Annotated in this window: 9 protein-coding genes; 7 read left to right on the top strand and 2 right to left on the bottom strand. The window is 68.2% G+C overall.

Annotated elements, in window-relative coordinates:
- The first annotated feature begins 370 nt into the window (after nucleotides 1-370).
- Complete coding sequence (locus HUA76_RS19510) at nucleotides 371-3181, top strand: hypothetical protein (RefSeq protein WP_174461752.1); 2811 nt, start codon at nucleotides 371-373, stop codon at nucleotides 3179-3181.
- Between the two features lie 61 nt (nucleotides 3182-3242).
- On the opposite strand, the gene HUA76_RS19505 is transcribed toward HUA76_RS19510, so the two are convergent.
- Nucleotides 3243-3833 carry a DUF4291 domain-containing protein gene (locus HUA76_RS19505; protein ID WP_174461751.1) on the bottom strand — a complete coding sequence of 197 codons (591 nt, stop codon included), beginning with the start codon at nucleotides 3831-3833 and terminating at the stop codon, nucleotides 3243-3245.
- 262 nt (nucleotides 3834-4095) lie between these two features.
- On the opposite strand from HUA76_RS19505, the gene HUA76_RS19500 reads away from it, so the two are divergent.
- The 4 genes from HUA76_RS19500 to HUA76_RS19485 all read left to right on the top strand — a co-directional run bounded on the left by HUA76_RS19500 (nucleotide 4096) and on the right by HUA76_RS19485 (nucleotide 17277).
- Entirely contained in the window at nucleotides 4096-6312 is a 2217-nt protein-coding gene (locus HUA76_RS19500) for a M4 family metallopeptidase (RefSeq protein WP_174461750.1), read from the top strand.
- 316 nt (nucleotides 6313-6628) lie between these two features.
- Nucleotides 6629-8845, top strand: a complete 2217-nt coding sequence (locus HUA76_RS19495) for a M4 family metallopeptidase (protein WP_174461749.1) — start codon at nucleotides 6629-6631, stop codon at nucleotides 8843-8845.
- 139 nt (nucleotides 8846-8984) lie between these two features.
- Nucleotides 8985-10859 (top strand): M4 family metallopeptidase, encoded by a 1875-nt coding sequence (locus HUA76_RS19490; protein WP_174461748.1) that lies wholly within the window; start codon nucleotides 8985-8987, stop codon nucleotides 10857-10859.
- A 430-nt stretch (nucleotides 10860-11289) separates the two neighbouring features.
- Nucleotides 11290-17277 (top strand): ATP-binding protein, encoded by a 5988-nt coding sequence (locus HUA76_RS19485; RefSeq protein WP_174461747.1) that lies wholly within the window; start codon nucleotides 11290-11292, stop codon nucleotides 17275-17277.
- A gap of 9 nt (nucleotides 17278-17286) precedes the next feature.
- On the opposite strand, the gene HUA76_RS19480 is transcribed toward HUA76_RS19485, so the two are convergent.
- Nucleotides 17287-18456, bottom strand: coding sequence for a hypothetical protein (locus HUA76_RS19480; protein WP_174461746.1), 1170 nt, complete (start codon nucleotides 18454-18456; stop codon nucleotides 17287-17289).
- Nucleotides 18457-18613: 157 nt separating this feature from the next.
- Between HUA76_RS19480 and HUA76_RS19475 the strand changes: the two genes are divergently transcribed.
- Complete coding sequence (locus HUA76_RS19475) at nucleotides 18614-18832, top strand: hypothetical protein (protein WP_141647878.1); 219 nt, start codon at nucleotides 18614-18616, stop codon at nucleotides 18830-18832.
- 24 nt (nucleotides 18833-18856) lie between these two features.
- Nucleotides 18857-19009, top strand: coding sequence for a hypothetical protein (locus HUA76_RS19470; protein WP_174457270.1), 153 nt, complete (start codon nucleotides 18857-18859; stop codon nucleotides 19007-19009).
- Nucleotides 19010-19011 lie beyond the last annotated feature (2 nt).

Below are 19011 nucleotides of genomic sequence, written 5' to 3'. Positions count from 1 at the left end.
CGAACGCCGCATGTTGGTGACCGTGACTCCGTGGCGACATTGCCGAGGGCACACCGGGGGTCATGCCGTTCGCCCTGCGAAACCGCGCCTCCGCCCCTCTGCCTTGCCGGGGGCACGGCCCCACAGATCAGTGGGTGCTGTCCACCACAGGGGCCTGACTCCTCGCGAGGGGCAACATGTATCCCCGCAGGGAAGTCCCGCATGTCGCGCCATTGGTCTGACGCTTGCTCTGTTGGACGCAATGACAACTCTCATCCACAGAGAAAACTGGCGGGCCCTGGCCCTCACGGCCTCGTTACTCCTCGGTTGCACCAGTGACACACCTACACCTCCCGAAGGACCTCCTGGGGGGGACGACACGACCGTCCAGTTGACGCTCACGCGCCTGGGCGCGGGCACCCTCACCTCCAGCCCCGCCGCCATTTCGTGCGGCGGCACCTGTCTGGCCTCGTTCACCAAGGGCACCGCCGTCACGCTGACCGCCACGCCTGACACGGGGTACGCCTTCGGTGGGTGGAGCGGCGGCGGCTGCACGGGCACCGAGACTTGCGCCATCACCCTCGACGCCGACACCACCGTGCAGGGGAGCTTTACCCCGGTCACTGTCGCGGGCACCCAATACATTCCCTTGAGCCTTGCCTCCGGCCCCATCGCCGACAAGACGCCCGTGCGCACAGGCGTCCCCCTCCCCAAGGGAGCCCTGTCGAACATCGCCGAGCTGCGGCTGGAGACCGGTGACGGAAGCCAGGAAGTTCCCGCCCAGTTCGACGCCATCTCGCGCTGGCCGGATGGCTCCATCAAGGTAGCCCTCGTCCACCTCGTCGCCGACCTCGGCGAAGCTCGCTCCTACCGCGTCGCCTATGGCCCTGGCGTCGTGCGCGCCGCCCTGCCCCGTAACGTGGCCATCAGCGGCACGCCGACCACCGAGCTCACCGTCGACACGGGGCTGGTGAAGTTCGCCGTCAACAACAAGGGTGTCATCAACAAGCTCTGGCGCGACACCAACACCAACGGCACGTTCGAAGCGGGCGAGCAGCTCCTCAACGGCGGAGACCTGTTCATGGTCAACGCCTACGACAACCTGGAGTACACCGCTGGGGCGGCCACCGACGCGGTCGTGACAGTGGAAGAGAACGGGCCGATGCGCGCGGTCATCAAGGCCCAGGGCTCCCTCACCAACGGCAGCGGCGCGAAGCTCATCAAGTACCTGGTCCGCTACTACGCCCTCCAGGGCTCCGACAAGGTCGACATCGAGGTCTCCGTCATCGACGACCGCCTGGAGCCGAACGTCCAGACCAACCCCACGTCGTTCGCCATCGCCGGCAAGGCGCTGGGCCTGCGCTGGACCTACCTCTCCGACAGCGCGGCCGACTACCGCTTCGGCGGTGAGAGCGGCGCCGCGTATGCCGCGAAGGTCTCCGGAGAGCACTTCCTGCTCCAGAAGGGAGAGTTCACCTTCAACAACGGCGTCGACCTGGGCCACACGTTCAACTACAGCGGCGTGGGCACGGGCGCCAAGGCCGCCGGTTGGGTCGCCCTGGATTCCGGCAGCCGTCACCTGGCCTTGATGGTCCGGGACTTCTGGCAGCAGTTCCCGGGCGAGCTGAGCATCAACGGCAACACCCTGACCGCCTCCCTCTTCCCCGCACGCGGCGGCACCGCGGAGACCACGCAGCCCGCGCTGTCCGGCACTCGCTATATCCGGGCGCAGAGCATGTACTTCGCCCGCCCAGGTGGCGCGAAGACGTACCAGCTTCGGCTCGCCTCGAGCACCGGCCTGCCCACCACCAGCGCGCTGCACACGGCCAACGACAGCTATCAGCGCCACCGCCTGGAGCTGACGGCCACCCCGGCCTGGTACTCGACGTCAGGTGTCTTCGGCGACCTGACGCCCACGCCCCAGCTCAGCACCAACAAGGGCTACGACAACATGCTGATGCGTGACATCTACGAGCGGAGCATCGAGCAGTCCGACGGCAACGCCACGATGTTTGGCTGGCGTGACTACGGCGACCGGCTGCGCGCGGGCTGGGCGCTCGAGGTCAATGGCGTCTACGTGCCCAGCTTCTACAATGACACCCACGTCGGCGCGAACAACTTCCTCACGCAGTACCTGCGCAGCGGAGACGCTCGCTGGTTCCAGCTCGGGGAGATCAGCACCCGTCACTTCATGGACATCGACGTGTCGCATGGGCCCCGCGCGGGCTACTGGGCCACGGGCGGCGCGCCGCAGCCCGCCGGCGAGGTGCATGCCATCAACCATGAAAACATCGACCACCAGGTCCGCAACCTGCACTGGGGCCATGCGCACGTCAGCGGCATGAGCAATCTCTACCTGCTCACGGGCGACAAGCGCTCGCTCGACGTGCTCACGGAGATCGCCAACTGGTGGAAGTTCGTCACCCCGCACTTCTTCAAGCGCCCGTTCAAGTTCGCGGACCGGTACCGCGAGGCCGAGCGCGACTATGGGTGGCCCCTCTATGTGATGAATGAGTACGTGCGAGTGACGGGAGATGCGACGTACCACAAGGACGTGGCGGGCCACCTGGCCGCCTACATCGTCGAGTGGTTCAGGACCCCGAGCAATCACGTGGGCTACAACCCGGCCACGAACACCGTCACCAACACCGTCCTGGGCGTGAATGATGCCACCCAGGGAACGGGCTACTGGACGATGACCAAGATGGACAACAACGCCGGGTTCAACGCCACTGGGACGAACCCCTGGATGGCGGGGGCCTTCATGGGCAACCTCATCAGGTTTCATCAGGCAGACGTGTTGTTCTCCGCCGCGGGCAAGCCCTCCGGCGTGAGTCACGCCCAGATGGTGGACATGTTGCTCCAGGGCATGAACTACGTCGTCAAGTATGGCTACGACAGCACCCGCAAGTTCTTCGTGTACTCAGAAGCGCAGCGCGGCTACGACGGCGGCGACCACCACATCCTCTATCCGCTGGCCTATCTGGACCGCCTGTACAAGCAGGAGCTCGCCGCGGGTCGCATCAGCAACCCCGCATGGTTCGACACCCAGGCCACGTGGGGCGCGCTCGCCACGCGTCGCTACGACGAACTCCAGAACCTGACCGTCGGCGCGAGCACCCAATCCTATGGCTTCTATGGCTATGAGATTGTCTATCCCGCTGACTACTTCACGGTGATGAAGGACACGCTCGGCCGGTAGCGCGGAGCCCATGTCGAGGGAGGGCAGGACGCCAGCCAGTCCAGGCGTCGTGCCCCCCGCGTCACATGCCCAGCCGGCGCACCAGCTCCACGGGCACCGGATAGACGGCCTCCCTGGGCAGCAGGCGCGTGGCCTGGTCCGCGCGCCCCTCGTCCAGGTGCTTGCGCAGCTTCTGTACCAGCGGCGTCAGGTCTGTGATGGAAACCACCCAGTCCTCCACGAAGCGCTGGATGATGCCGCGCCCCAGGCCCACCTGGATGCTGTCGTGAGGGAGCCCCGCCCCCCGCACCGTGCGCTCCGGGTCCCACTGAACATGGACTGACGCGCACTCGAAGGCCTGTCGCCAGGCCTCCGGAGTGCCATGGGCCTTGGGCTCATACCCCGTGAGTACCGCCTCACCGAGCGCCGCCTCCCACCCACTGCGTCGGATGCGCACCGCGAGCGTGCGCTCCTGGCCGCTCTTGCGGCCCCAATTCGAGCGGTGCATCAGCCACAGGAAGCTGGGTTTGATCCACGTCATCCGACCCACGGAGAACGGCGGGCCGAACTTCTGCTGTCTCACCGCCACGTCCGCGATGGCGTCCGGATAGGCCTGGTAGACCACCATGGACGCCCGGTCGAAATCGGCGCGAATCTCCCGGACGGAACTCACCGCCAGGTGCCCGCCAGGGCAAGAAGGCTGTTGCCAACCGTCGTCATACCTCGCACATTAACACAGGGGTCCCTACGAACCCGCGTCGATAGACCCTCACCGACGGGCATCACCCAGACTCTCAACACCTGGAAGACCGTGACAGAAAATGTCACACTTCGCTTTTATTGCGGGAAATGCAATGAAGTTGCTGCTGTCGACTTGTTCTTGAGATGCCTTTGGCTTCACCATGACGACCTCATCATTCGTTTGGGGGAATCGCATGCTCGTGAAGAGAGGTCGCGGAGTTGTAGGCGCCACGCTGCTGAGCCTGACATTGGGGGCTTGCACGGAGGCCAACACATCCAAGGATGCGAAGGATGCGGTGACCGAGAAGGCCTCGGCGGCGCTCTCGGGTGAGCACCAGGTCCTCGCCGTCGACAAGGACTCCACCCCCACCTTCGTCAGTGGTCTGTTTGGCGCGGCGCCGACCAGTGTCGCCGCCGTCCGGGGTGTCCAGGCGGAGACGCTGGCGCCCGTCATCGCGCGCGTCGCCCCTCTGTTCAAGGTGAAGCCCGACCAGCTCTTCCTGAAGCGGGCCTACGTCGGCTTCGACGGGGACGCGCACTTCCGCTATGGCGTGCGCCTCAACGGCGTGGAGATCATGGGCGCGGAGCTGCGGCTGCACGCGCGCAACGGCCAGGTGTTCGCCGCCAACGGAAACGCGCGCACCGACCTTCGCGCGCCCGTGGGTGCCAATGTCTCCGCGGAGCTGGCGGTGGAGACGGCCCAGAAGGACCGTGCCTCCCCGCCGAAGGCCGTCATCGCGGGCAAGCCGGAGCTGGTCTACTGGCTCGACAGCGGCCAGTACCTCCTGGCGTACCGCATGCGCATGACGGGTGAGCAGAAGGACGGCACCCCGGTGGACGACACCCTGCTCGTCAACGCGCGCTCGGGGGACCTGTTCGAGCGCTACACCAATATCCACTCGGCGCTGGTCCGCCGGGTCTACGACGGTGGCAACACCACGACCCTTCCCGGCACCGTGGGCCGCAACGAAGGAGACCCGCCCGTCGCGGACCCCATCGTCAACGCCGCCTACGACAACCTGGGCGCCGTCTACAATTGCTACAACGACCTGTTCGGCCGCGACTCCTACGACAGGGCGGGCGCCACGCTCATCGCCACCGTTCACCACCGCGTGAATTATGTGAATGCGTTCTGGAATGGGACGCAGATGGTGTTTGGGGACGGTGACGGCACCACCTCCCTCAACCTGGCCCTCAGCCTGGACGTGACGGCCCACGAGCTGACGCACGCCGTGACGGAGTTCGACTCGGACCTCATCTACTCCGGCGAGTCCGGCGGCCTGAACGAGGCCATGTCCGACATCTTCGGCGCCGTGTGTGAATGGCACGCGGAGGCGCGGACCATCAATGCCGGAACGTACCTCGTGGGCGAGGACGTCTGGACGCCCGACGTCGAGGGGGATGCCCTTCGCTACATGAACAACCCCACGCAGGATGGGGACTCGCTGGATGACTACGGCGACTACACCTCCGGCGTCGATGTCCACTACAGCTCGGGCATCGCCAACCTGGCGTTCTACCTCCTCGCGCAGGGTGGCACGCATCCGCGCTTCCCCACGCGCCCGGCGGTGGCGGGCATCGGTATCGAGAAGGCCGCCCGCATCTTCTACAAGGCGAACCTGGACTTCTTCCTCCCCGGCACCAACTTCGACGCGGCGAAGGCCGGGACGGAGCAGGCCGCCGCGCAGCTGGGCTACGACGCGGCGACCATCGCCTCCGTCAACGCGGCGTGGAAGGCCGTGCAGGTGGGCGTCATCTTCGAGCCCCCGAATCCGCGCGAGCTGGTGCGCAACATCCCCGTGGTCCTCTCCGGAGCCCGCACCACCAAGGAGTATGGCTGGGGTGAGGTGCCCGAGGGCGCGACGAACCTGCGCTTCACCCAGTCGGGTGGAACGGGCGACGCGGACCTCTATGTCCGCGTCGGCAACTACCCGACGACGGGCTCCTACGATTGCCGGCCCTACCTCTCCACCAACAACGAGGCGTGCATCTTCGCCAATCCGACGCCCGGCAAGTATTACTTCATGGTCAACGGCTTCACTGACTACGCCAATGCGTCGCTGGTGATGACGTACCAGGGCGGCTTCTTCCCGCTCGAGCCCAACGTGGTGGTGGGTGGCCTGTCCGGCGCCACCAATGACACCCACGGCTTCTTCGTCCAGATTCCCGAGGCCCCCGAGGGCGGCTATCGCAACGTCACCGTGCGCGTCGAGGGCGGTACGGGCAACGCCGACCTCTACGTCCGTCGCGGCGCCATCCCCACCCACAGCGACTACGACTGCCGAAGCATGAAGGAAACCAACGCGGAGCGCTGCGACCTCAAGTACGTCGAGGGTGGCAAGTACTACGTGTTGCTCTACGGCGCGAAGGGCGGCTACGCCAACGCGTCCGTCGTCGTCACCTACCGCTGAGCTGAACCGAGCTGATGCAAGACGGCCCACCCGGTCCGGAGGCGTGAAGCCTCGGCGGGTGGGCCGTCGCATTTCCGGCCGCACCATGAGACCTGGCGGGTGGTCCTCAAGTCCTGGCATGGAGTGACGTGAACTGTCACACGCGTCGCGCCATCGCCTCCCACTCCGCCAGCAAAGACTGACATCGGTGGGGAGTTCCGCGGGGTGGGTCCAGACCTGCCTGTTGCGTGAATCGCGATGAAGTCGGGGTGCGCCTTGTCACTGAGCTGCCTTTGGCGTCACCATGACGACCTCATCATCCAGCTGGGGGAAGCGCATGCTCTTGAAGAGAGGTCGCGGAGTCATAGGTGCCACGCTGCTATGCCTGACATTGGGAGCCTGCACCGAGGCCACCACGCCGAAGGAAGGCAAGGACGCGGTGAGCAAGAAGTCCTCGGAGGCGCTCACCGGCGCGCACCAGGTCATCGCCGTGGACCAGGACCGGGTTCCCACCTTCGTCAACGGGCCATTCGGCGCCGCGCCGACGAGCGCCGACGCCCTCCGGGGGCTCCAGCCCGCGACGCTGGCGCCGGTCCTCGCGCGGGTGGCGCCGCTGTTCAAGGTGAAGCCCGAGCAGCTCTTCCTGAAGAAGGCCTACGTCGGCTTCGACGGGGATGCGCACTTTCGCTACGGGGTGCGAGTCAACGGCGTGGAGGTCATGGGCGCGGAGCTGAGGCTGCACGCTCGCGATGGCCAGGTCTTCGCCGCGAACGGTGACGCGCGCACGGACCTGCCCGCCCCCGAGGGCGCCAGCGTCTCCACGGAGCTCGCGGTGGAGGAGGCCCGGAAGGACCGCGCCTCGCCGCCCGACGCCACCCTCGTGGGCAGGCCCGAGCTCGTCTACTGGCGCGACGGCGGACAGCTCCTGCTCGCCTACCGGCTGCGCATGACGGGCGAGACACGCGGGGGTGAGCGCGTGGATGACACGGTGCTCGTCAACGCACGCTCGGGCGACGTGTTCGAGCGCATCACCAACCTCCACGGCGCGCTGAACCGCCGGGTCTACGACGGCAAAAACGGACCCGGCCTTCCCGGCACCCCGAGCCGCATGGAGGGACAACCGCCGGTCCTCGACCCCGTCGTCAACGCGGCCTATGACAACACGGGCGCCGTCTGGCGTTGCTACAAGGAGCTGTTCAACCGCGACTCCTACGACAACGCGGGCGCCGCGCTCATCACCACCGTTCACCACCGGGTGAACTATGTGAACGCGTACTGGGATGGCGTGCAGATGGTGTTCGGCGACGGCGACGGGACCACCGCCTCCATCCTGCCCTATGCCGTCGACATCACGGCCCATGAGCTGACGCACGCGGTGACGGAGCACGAGTCGGACCTCATCTACTCCGGCGAGTCCGGCGGCCTGAACGAGGCCATCTCCGACATCTTCGGCGCCGTGTGCGAGTGGCACTCGGAGGGCAAGGTCATCGACGAGGGGACGTTCATGATTGGCGAGGACGTCTGGACGCCGGAGACTCCCGGGGACGCGCTTCGCTACCTGTTCAACCCCAAGCTGGATGGGGAGTCGCTGGATGACTACGTCGACTACAGCTCGGGCGTCGACGTCCACTACAGCTCGGGCATCGCCAACCTGGCGTTCTATCTGCTCTCGCAGGGTGGCACGCATCCGCGCTTCCCCACGCGCCCCGCGGTGACGGGCATCGGCATCGAGAAGGCCGCCCGCATCGTCTACAAGGCGAACGTGGACCTCCTGACTCCGTCCTCCAACTTCGAGACGGCGAAGGTCGCCACGGAGCAGGCCGCCGCCCAGTTGGGCTACGACGAAGCGACCATCGCCTCCGTCACCGCCGCGTGGAAGGCCGTGCAGGTGGGCGTCATCATCCTGCCCCCGCACCGCACCCTCTTGGAGCGCGACATCCCCGTGGTCCTCTCCGCCGCCCGTGGCGCCAAGGAGTATGCCGAGGGCGAGGTGCCCGAGGGCGCGACGAACCTGCGCTTCGCCCTGTCGGGTGGAACGGGCGACGCGGACCTCTATGTCCGCTTCGGCAACGCCCCGACGACCTCCTCCTATGACTGCCGGCCGTACATCACCGGCAACAACGAGGCGTGCTCCTTCGCGACTCCCGCGTTCGGCAAGTGGTACGTGATGGTCAACGGCTTCACCGCCTACGCCAATGCGTCGCTGGTGATGACATACCAGGGCGGCTACCTCGCGCTCGAGCCCAACGTGGTGGTGGGCGGCCTGTCCGGCGCCACGAACTCCACACAAGGCTTCTTCGCCCACATTCCGGAGGCCCCGGAGGGCGGCTATCGCAACGTCACCGTGCGCGTCGAGGGCGGAACGGGCAACGCGGACCTCTATGTCCGTCGCGGCGCCATGCCTACCCACAGCGAGTACGATTGCCGCGGCATGAAGGAAGGCAACACGGAGCGCTGCGACCTCAAGTATGTCGAGGGCGGCAAATACTACGTGTGGCTCTACGGCGCGAAGGGCGGCTACGCCAACACGTCGGTCGTCGTCACCTATCGCTAACGCGAGAGGTTGAAGGACGGCTCCCCGTCCGTGGGGCGTGTCTCCACGGGCGGGTGGGCAACGGCGGTCCTGGTCCACTTGTCATCGAGCAAGTCCTGGCTTCACCATGGCGACTTCATCATTCGCCAGGGGGAAGCACATGGGCTGGAATCGAGGATGCAGGGTCCTGGGAGTCGTCGTGCTGGGCTTGTCGCTGGGCGCATGCGCCGACACACGTACGCCCGAGGACGGCCCCGACGGGGTGGCCGAGAGCCGGGCACCTCTTCCACGCGCGGAGGAAATCCAGGTCATCGCCGTCGACGCGGACTCCGTTCCCACGTTCGTCAACGGGGCGTTTGGCCAGGTGCCCTCCAATCCCGACGCGGTGAGAGGCATTGAGGCGGAGGCGCTCTCCCCTGTCATCGCACGCGTGGCACCGCTGTTCAGGGTGAAGCCCGAGCAGCTCTTCCTGAAGAAGGCCTACGTCGGCTTCGACGGGGATGCGCACTTCCGCTTCGGCGTGCGGGTGAATGGCGTGGAGGTCATGGGCGCGGAGCTGCGACTCCACGCCCGCGACGGCCAGGTCTTCGCCGCCAACGGGGATGTGCGAAGCGACCTGCCCGCCCCCCTCGGCGCCACCCTCTCGCCGGCCCTGGCGCAAGAGCTGGCTCGCAACCATGGCGACTCCGTTCGTGATGCCGTCATCGCGGGCGCACCGGCGCTCGTCTACTGGCGCGACGGGGCTCGGCTCCTGCTGGCCTACCGGCTGCGCGTCACGGGAGCGGCGGAGGACGGGGGCCCGGTGAACGACACCGTGCTCGTCAACGCACGCTCGGGCGAGGTGCTCCTGAGGTACTCGAACCTGCACTCCTTGCGGTCTCGCAGGGTGTATGACGGTCGGAACACGAGCACATTGCCCGGCACGATGGCTCGCGCGGAGACTCCGCCCTCCCTGGACCCCATCGTCAATGTGACCCATGACAACCTCGGCGCTGTCTATGCCTGCTACTGGGAACTCTTCGGTCGCGACTCTTTCGACAACGCGGGAGCGCCACTCATCGCCACCGTCCACCACCGGGTGAACTATGTGAATGCCTTCTGGACCGGGACGCAGTTGGTCTTCGGTGATGGCGACGGAGTGAATGCCCACAACCTGGCCCTGGCCGTGGACGTGACGGCCCACGAACTGACGCACGGGGTGACGGAGCACGAATCGGGCCTCATCTACGCCGGCGAGTCGGGTGGCATGAATGAATCCATGTCCGACATCTTCGGCGCCGTATGTGAATGGCACGCGGAGAACCGCACCATCAACGCGGGCACGTTCCTCCTGGGCGAGGACATCTGGACTCCCTCCAGTTCGGGAGACGCGCTTCGCTACATGAACGACCCCACGCTGGATGGGGCCTCGCTGGACGACTACAGCAACTACACCTCCGGCGTCGATGTCCACTACAGCTCCGGCATCTCCAATCTGGCCTTCTATCTGCTCTCCCAGGGGGGCCGTCACCCGAGCCATCCGGACTGGCCCTTCGTGGAAGGCATTGGCATCGAGAAGGCCGCGCGCATCTTCTACAAGGCGAACATGGACATGCTGACTCCCTCCTCCGGTTTCCTGGCCGCGAGGATTACGACGGAGCAGGCCGCGATTCAGCTTGGCTATGACGCGGGCAACGTGGCGTCGGTCACCGCCGCCTGGGAGGCCGTGAACGTCAGAGCGCCAGTGATTATCGACATGGCGAAGGACGTTCCCTTCCCGCTCCGGGCGGCCGTGGGGAAGTCCTGGCTCGGCAGGGGGATGGTTCCCACCGGAGCCCTGGACTTGAAGTTCACCCTGTCGGGAGGGACCGGGGACGCGGACCTGTATGTCCGCTTCGACGAGCGGCCCACGACGACCCTCTATCAGTGCCGCCCCTTCCGGCTGGGCAACAACGAGCAGTGCGTCTTCCCCGCGCCCGCGGCCGGCGCCTGGCATGTCCTGGTCCACGCCGCCTCCACTTATGACGGCGCTACCCTGAAGATGACCCACCAGTGAGGCTTCACCGCGCGTCCACTCCAACAGGGTGGGCGCGCGGAGCCGGCCCCTGGGATGCCTCGCTGCCCCTCGCGCGAGCAGGCACGGACCCTGGTCCTCTTCCCCATGCCCGCGCTCGCCCCCCTGCTCCCCTCGCGGCACCTCGGATGGGATGAGGCGAGCGTGCGGACTGTGGCGTAGACAACACATGTCTCAGCGCTCATGGAAGCACGCAAGGCCCGTGCAATTCCGAGGATGCGACAGAATATTGTCGCCGGCGCAGGCCTTCAGGTCCTTGCGTTGAGGTCTCACCCTGCAACCCCCTGCTACGTCCTGCAACCCACGGGGTGAGGGGCGATGAGATTTGATGAGCCACTCGACCCAAAGCTCCGGAGCGCCGCGCTCCGACCTTCATCCCATGGCCGCGGCGGTGCTTGCCGGGGGAGGCGAGATGGGTGCGCTCATGCGCGCCATCGATTGGGTGAAAACGCCCGTGGGCGCGCCGGAGACCTGGCCTCAGTCACTGCGCACCGCGGTCAGCATCCTGCTGGAGTCGCGCTTCCCGATGTACATCGCGTGGGGCCCCCAGCTCGTCCAGTTCTACAATGACGGCTACCGACCGGTGCTCGGCTCGACGAAGCACCCGGCGGCCATGGGCCACAGCGCCCAGGCGACGTTCGCGGAGAGCTGGCACATCATCGGCCCGCAGTTCGACGGGGTGTGGCGGGGAACGGCGGTTGGCTCCGAAGACTGGATGCTGCCGTTGGATCGGCACGGCTACCTGGAGGAGTGCTACTTCACGTACTCCTACAGCCCGATACGTGACGAAAGCGGGGGCGTCGGAGGCATCCTCGCCACCCTGACCGAGACCACGGGTCGGGTGCTGGGCGAGCGGCGGCTACGGACCCTGAGGGACCTCGCCGCGCGTGCGGGAACCGTGAAGCATGAAGGCGACGTCTGGCGCGAAGCCGCGCGGGCCCTGGCGGGCAACGCCTTCGACGTCCCCTTCGCCTTGCTCTATCGCCTGGGCTCCACCGGCGAGCAGTCGGACCTGATGGAAGTGACGGGCTGGGACACGCAGGCCCAGGCCGCCTCGCGGTTCGGCGACCTCCCCGCCAGTTCCCGCTGGTCCTTCCCCGAGGCCCTGGCGGCCCCGGGGGGCCTCCTCATCTCCGACGTGCGCGCCCACTTCGGCGACCTCCCGGGCGGTCCGTGGCCCGAGGCCCCTCACTCGGTCATGGTGTTGCCCATCACCCGGCCTGGCGCCGAGCGCCCCCACGGCTTCCTCGTCGCGGGGCTGAGCGCGCGGCGCGCCCTGGACGACGACTACCGGGGGTTCCTGGGGCTGGTGGCGGACCACATCGCCACGGCCGTCAGCAACGCTCGCGCCTATGAAGACGAGAAGCGGCGGGCGGAGGCCCTGGCGGAGATTGATCGCTCGAAGACCGCCTTCTTCAGCAATGTCAGTCACGAGTTCCGCACGCCGCTCACCTTGATGCTCGGTCCCGTCGAGGACTCCCTGGCGGATGTCCTGGAGCCGCTCCCCCCCGCCCAACGCGAGCGGCAGGAGCTGGTGCGACGCAATGGCCTGCGGCTGCAGAAGCTGGTCAACACGCTGCTCGACTTCGCCCGGCTCGAGGCCGGACGCGCGCAGGCCTCCTTCATCCCGACAGACCTCTCCGCCCTCACCCGGGACCTGGTCAGCAGCTTCGATTCGGCGATGACCACCGCGGGGCTCGAGCTGGTGGTCACCTGCCCCCCGCTGCCCGACTCCGTCTATGTGGACCCGGAGATGTGGGAGAAGGTTGTCTTGAACCTCCTCTCCAACGCCTTCAAGTTCACCTTCGAGGGCCAGGTTCGCATCGCGCTGAAGTGGCGGGACGACACCGTGGAGCTGACCGTCCAGGACACGGGCATCGGGATGCCAGCAGAGGAGCTGCCCCGCATCTTCGAGCGCTTCCACCGGGTCGAAGGCTCACGCGGACGCAGCCATGAAGGCACGGGCATTGGACTCGCGCTGGTGCGGGAGCTGGTCAAGCTGCACGGCGGCGCCGTGACGGTGACGAGCGCGCTCGACCAGGGAACCACCTTCACGGTGAGCCTCCCGACAGGCTCCGCGCACCTGCCCCAGGAGCATGTCGGGGCCGCCCGGGCCCTGACGTCCACGGGGATTGGCGCCAGCGCGTTCCTCGCGGAGCTCTCCCAGTGGAGCCCCCCCGAGGCGCCCCTCGTCGAGCCCGCCCTCTCCTCCTCCGAAGCGCGCATCCTCCTGGCGGACGACAACGCCGACATGCGCGGCTACCTGCTGCGGCTCCTGTCGCCCCACTGGCGCGTGGAGTCGGTGAGCGATGGCACCCAGGCGCTCATCGCCGCGCGGCGGACGCCTCCCGACCTCATCATCTCCGATGTGATGATGCCGGGCATCGGCGGTCTGGAGCTCGTCCAGGCCCTGCGCGCCGACGAGCACACCCGCACCATTCCCATCCTGCTGCTGTCCGCGCGCGCGGGTGAAGAGGCCACCATCGAGGGCCTGCGCAGCGGCGCGGACGAGTACCTGGTCAAGCCCTTCTCCGCGAACGAACTCCGAGCGCGCGTCAACGCCCTGCTCACCGTCTCCAGGCTTCGCCAGGCGTCGGTCCACGCCGAGCGTGCCCATGCGGAGGAGGCCCAGCGCCTGCTCGACGAGGCCCGCCGCGCCACCCGCTCGCGAGAGGAGACCCTCGCGGTGGTCAGCCACGACCTGCGCTCGCCGCTCACCGCCATCAGCACCTCCGCCGAGCTGCTGCGTCGAATCCCCCTGGAGAGCGGACCGGGCGAGCGCGTGCGCAAGCAGGCGGAGTCGATCCGACGCTCGGCCAGCCGGATGAACCGGCTCATCGACGACCTGCTCGACCTGGAGAGCATCGAGACCGGAACCCTCTCCATCGAGGCGCGCCCGCAGACCGTCGAGGAGCTCATCCGCGATGCCCGCGAGCAGTTCGGGCCCCAGGCGGCCGAGAAGGGCCTGCGCCTGGACATCGACGTGGAGCCCGGCCTCGTCGTGAAGTGCGACCGGGAACGCATCCTCCAGGCCATCGGGAACCTGCTCTCCAACGCCATCAAGTTCTCGCCCTCTGGCACGGGGGGCGCAATCCACCTGCGGGCCGGGCTCGATGCCGGGACACGGGACATCCGCTTCAGCGTGACGGACAGCGGGCCGGGGGTTCCGCTCGAAGCGCAGCAGCACATCTTCGACCGTTACTGGCACGCGGCGCAGAAGCGGCGCGGGGGCCATGGGCTGGGCCTCTCCATCGCGAAGGGCATCGTGGAGAGCCACGGTGGGCGGATGCGGTTGGAGCGCACCTCCGACGCGGGCAGCACCTTCTGCTTCTGGCTCCCCGCCGAGCAGGGCGTCGCGGAGCCCGCCATGACACCGCGTCCGCCGCCCCAGTGGCTGGGCAGCGAGGAGCACTTCGTTCAAGGCGGCGGCGACATGGGCGCGTTGATGCGCGCCTTCGACTGGCGGACGACGGCGCTGGGTCCGCTCGAGCGCTGGCCCCAGTCGCTGCGGACGTCCGTCAGCACGATGCTGCGCTCTCCGTACCCCATCATCCTCTTCTGGGGTCCGGAGCTGAACATGCTCTACAACGACCCGTTCCGTCCCATCCTGGGGGCGAAGCATCCGCTGACGCTGGGCGCGCGCGGGGCCGAGGCCCTGGCGGAGGAGTGGCGGCTGCTGGGGCCCCTCATGCAGCGCGTGCATGAGACAGGAGAGCCGCTCTTCATCGAGAACGGGAACGTCAACTTCGCGCGGCGGCCCGGTGGCCTGCGCGAAGAGGCCTACTTCACCTGGTCCTACAACCCCACCATTGGCGAGACAGGGGAGATCGCCGGCCTCTTCGCCATCGCGAGCGAGACCACGCGTCAGGTCGTCGGAGACCGACGACTGGCCATCCTCCGCGAGCTGTCCATCCGCGCGGCGCTCAGCGAGAAGGTCGACGCGCTCTTCGTCGCGCTGGAAGAGGTCCTCACGCCCGCGGGCCACGACCTGCCCTTCGCGCTGCTCTACGTCGTCCGAAACGACAAGGCCCAGCTGGTCTCCTGCGCCAACCTGCCCCGAGGCGCGGCCGCGGCCCCCACCGAGCTGCTGCTCGATGAAGAGACCTCGTGGCCGCTCTCCAAAGTCGTACGCACGGGGCAGGAGGCGCTGGTGGAGGACCTGTCGTCGAGGTTCGGTCCCCTCCCCGGCGGCCCCTGGCCGGAGCCCACGACGCGCGCCCTGCTGCTCCCGGTGCCCATGGGCGCGGACGCGGAGCTGACCGGCGTGCTCGTCGCCGGCATCAGTCCGCTGCGTGCGCTGGATGACGAGTACCAGAGCTTCTTGCAACTGCTGGCGCGGCAGCTCGCCGCCAGCCTCGCCAGCGCCCGCGCCTACGAGCAGGAGCGCCAGCGCGCCGAGCAGCTCGCCCTGCTCGACCAGGCCAAGACGGCCTTCTTCAGCAACGTGAGCCACGAGTTCCGCACGCCCCTCACGCTCATCCTCGGGCCCATCGAGGACGCCATGGCCAGGACGCCCAGGGCCCTGGGCGAAGAGCAGCTCGACCTGGTGCGCCGCAACGCGCTCCGGCTCTACAAGATGGTCAACACCCTGCTCGACTTCTCGCGCATGGAGGCGGGGCGAACGCAGGCCACGTACGTCCCCACGGACCTGTCGGCCTTCACTCGCAACCTGGCGAGCGCCTTCGAGTCCGCCGTGGGCAGCGCGGGGCTGCGGCTGAGGGTGGACTGTCCCCCGCTTCCCGAGTCCATCTATGTCGACCCGGAGATGTGGGAGAAGGTTGTCCTGAACCTGCTGTCCAACGCGGTGAAGTACACCCACCAGGGGGAGATCCGCGTGGGCATGCACTGGAGGGACGGGCGCGCGGTCCTCACGGTGCAGGACACCGGCGTGGGGATTCCCGAGGAGGACCTGCCGCGCATCTTCGAGCGGTTCTACCGCGTGCGCGCCACCCAGGGTCGGAGCCACGAGGGGACGGGCATCGGCCTCGCCATGGTGGAGGACCTGGTCAAGCTGCATGGGGGCGACGTCTCCGTGACGAGCCGGCTGGGCGTGGGCACCACCTTCACCGTGCGGCTGCCGGGCGGCTCGGCCCACCTGCCTCCGGAGCGAATCGACCACAAGCCCCGCTCCCGCTCGTCGGCGGCGTGGGCCGCCCCTTTCGTCGACGAGGCCCAGCGCTGGTCCGCCTCCGACGCTCCGCTGCTCCAGCCCCAGGCGCCGGACGCGACGCGGACCGCTGACGACGCCCAGCTGGATGTTCCCCTGGCGCTGGCCTCCTCCCGGATTCTCCTCGTGGACGACAACGCCGACCTGCGCAGCTATGTCTCGGGGCTGCTGGGGCGCCGCTTCCCCCATGTCGAGACAGCCACGAACGGAGAGGAGGCCCTCGCGCGGGCCCGCGTCCAGCCGCCCGACCTCATCCTCTCCGACGTGATGATGCCGGTGCTGGACGGCTTCGGCCTCGTGCGAGAACTCCGCGCGGACCCACGCACGCGGGCCATCCCCATCATCCTGCTCTCCGCGCGCGCGGGCGACGAGTCCACGGTGGAGGGCCTGTCGAGCGGAGCGGATGACTATCTGGTGAAGCCCTTCTCCGCGCGCGAGCTCATCGCCCGGGTGCGCACCCAGCTCGAGATGGTCAGCGTGCGCCGGGAGGTGACGCGCAAGGAGCTGGAGAAGGAGGAGCTGCTCGAGTCCGTGCACCTGCGCGACGAGTTCCTCAGCCTCGTCAGCCATGAGCTGCGCACCCCGGTGAGTGTCCTGGCCCTCAACATCCAGTCGCTGCTCCGAAGCCTGGACCGCCAGGGCGGTCAGCGCTCTCCGGAGGAGCTGCTGCGGGCGCGGGCGCTGACGACGGAGAAGCAGCTCCAGCGCCTGACGCGGCTGGTGGAGCACCTGCTGGATGTGTCGGAGTTCGTCACCGGCCGCCTGGAGCTGGTGCGTCAGGACGTGGACCTGACCGCCACCGTGAAGGCGGTCGTGGACGAGGCTCGGGAGAAGGCCGCGCGCGCGGAGAGCACCGTGACGTTGAATGCCCCGTCTTCCATCGTGGGTCGGTTCGACCCGGAGCGACTGCATCAGCTGGTCGAGGGCCTGCTCGACAACGCCCTCAAGTTCGGCGCGGGCAAGCCCGTCGAGGTGACGGTGGCTCCGACGGAGGACGGCGTCCGCATCTCGGTCGTGGACCATGGCCCCGGGGTCGCCCCCGAGGACCACGAGCGCATCTTCGGACGCTTCGAGCGAGCTGTCTCCGCGCGCAACCATGGAGGCTTCGGACTGGGCCTGTGGATGGCACGCCACATCGTGGAGGGACATGAGGGGCGCATCCACGTGACGCGCACGGAAGGCGGCGGCGCCACCTTCACCGTCGTGCTCCCGGTGATGGAAGCGCCGGGGTGAGGGCGCGCTTCACAGCCGTCCGTGCGGCACCCGGCCCTGCTGGAACGCATCCACCTGGAGGAACGTGAAGGGCTGGTCATACAGGAGCCGGTCCTGCTGCCGCGTGCGGAACAGGTCCACGATGAGGTTCATCCGGTCCGACAGGCTCCCCCAGTCCCGCGCCGCGCTGCCCGCCGTGTCGTCCGGGGACCTGTCCAGCGCCGCCATCAACGCCACCAGCTCCGGATGCGACAGCCGCTCCAGGGCCGGTGGGAAGTCCCGCTCCGCCGTCAGCGCGGGCAGGTCCTCCCCCAGCCGCAGCGTCACGTCCGGCAGCTCCATCTTCATCAGCATCCGCGTCGCCAGCTCGCGCCACAGCCGCTCCAGGCGCTGGGCCAGCGGCGCGAAGCCTTCACGCAGGCCCCACTCGGACAGGCTGCGCGCCCGGGGATTCGGGTCCGCCCGGACGAAGGCGACGAGGTGCTCCAGGAACAGCTCCTTCACCGGCGCGTTGAGCGCGGCGACCACCGGCCCCTGCAGCCGCGCCTGCTCGTGGTAGCCCACCAGCGCGTTGGCCAGGAACATCAGCTCCGCGTGGGCCTTCGGGTCCTCGGTGAAACACGCCTCGTGGTAGTGCCGCACCGCGCGGATGAGCAGGTCCTGCCCGCCTTCACCCACCGGCCCCGGAGCCAGCCGCGACACCACCGCCTCCACCCGCGACGGCTCGGGCGAGTCCATGCCAGTGAAGTTCGCCAGGAGGTCCGTGTACAGCGGCCCCAGCTCCTGGAAGACCACCAGGTTGCCGCGCGCGGTGTGACGGGCCACCTCGTCGAGCACGTCCTCCACCGTGCGCGCCAGCACGTACTGGATGCCCACGGACGCGCCCCACGCGCCCAGGAGCCGGTCCTGCAGCTCCGAGAAGCCGCGCGTCACCGCATCCGCCCGCTCCAGCAGCTGCGCCATCACCCCTGGCAGCACGTCCTTGCGGATGAAGGCCCCCGCCGTCTTCGAGGCCCACGTCGAGAAGCCACACCAGCTCAGGTCCTCCTCGCCGAACACGTCGGTGAGGGCCACCTCGAGCACGTGGTACGTCTGGGTGATGTGGAGGTTGCGCAGGACGGGGTCCTCCATCTGGATGATGGCCTCCACCTCCGCCTGTGTGGGAACGGGCCACCAGCGCGGCAGCGTGCAGCAGACCATGGTGGAGGCGCCTCCCGAGAAGCCGGGGACGGAAATGCCCCCAGCCAAGAAGTCGGGACGCGGACGCCCGGAGTCAACGGGCCACCGGGCCCTCGCCCGGCCGCGGGGGCGAGACTCCGGCTTGCGAGTCCTGGTCACCCCTGACAGGCTGCCAGGCATGGTGCCGCTGACAGACCGGGCCGCCCTGCCCCTGGAGCAACGAGCAGCGCTGGAGCGAGAGCTCGCGCCCCTCACCCTGCTCCAGGACGTGGTGCGCTGGGGCTTCGCCAGCACGCCTCCGCGCGACGTGACGGAAGTGGTGGTGCAGGACGAGTTCACCCACGACGTGGTGCTGCCCTGGAAGGACGGCGGCTACCTCGTCTTCGACACCACCTGACTCGGCGGAATCAACGCGGTCTCCGTGTGGGACCGTCGACCCAGCGCTGATGAACTCCTCGACGCCCGGCTCGCGGCGGGCTGGACGCCCACGCCCACGAGCACCGTCGACGGCGACGTCATCCTGGGCCACGCCGCGTGCAGGGTGCCGCCCGCGAAGGACGGGGCGACACCCTGAGC

It is taken from the genome of Myxococcus sp. CA056 (assembly GCF_013336715.1).
GTDB lineage: Bacteria > Myxococcota > Myxococcia > Myxococcales > Myxococcaceae > Myxococcus > Myxococcus llanfairpwllgwyngyllgogerychwyrndrobwllllantysiliogogogochensis.
The sequence above is the reverse complement of the archived record's forward strand: the minus strand, read 5'-3'. Positions and strand labels throughout refer to the sequence as shown.

What these genes read in the sequence shown, in the direction of transcription:
- HUA76_RS19500 (WP_174461750.1), top strand. Translation starts at nt 4,096, where the DNA reads ATGCTCGTGAAGAGAGGTCGCGGAGTTGTAGGCGCCACGCTGCTGAGC.
- HUA76_RS19485 (WP_174461747.1), top strand. Translation starts at nt 11,290, where the DNA reads ATGGGTGCGCTCATGCGCGCCATCGATTGGGTGAAAACGCCCGTGGGC.
- HUA76_RS19495 (WP_174461749.1), top strand. Translation starts at nt 6,629, where the DNA reads ATGCTCTTGAAGAGAGGTCGCGGAGTCATAGGTGCCACGCTGCTATGC.
- HUA76_RS19490 (WP_174461748.1), top strand. Translation starts at nt 8,985, where the DNA reads ATGGGCTGGAATCGAGGATGCAGGGTCCTGGGAGTCGTCGTGCTGGGC.
- HUA76_RS19475 (WP_141647878.1), top strand. Translation starts at nt 18,614, where the DNA reads ATGGTGCCGCTGACAGACCGGGCCGCCCTGCCCCTGGAGCAACGAGCA.
- HUA76_RS19480 (WP_174461746.1), bottom strand. Translation starts at nt 18,456, where the DNA reads ATGGTCTGCTGCACGCTGCCGCGCTGGTGGCCCGTTCCCACACAGGCG.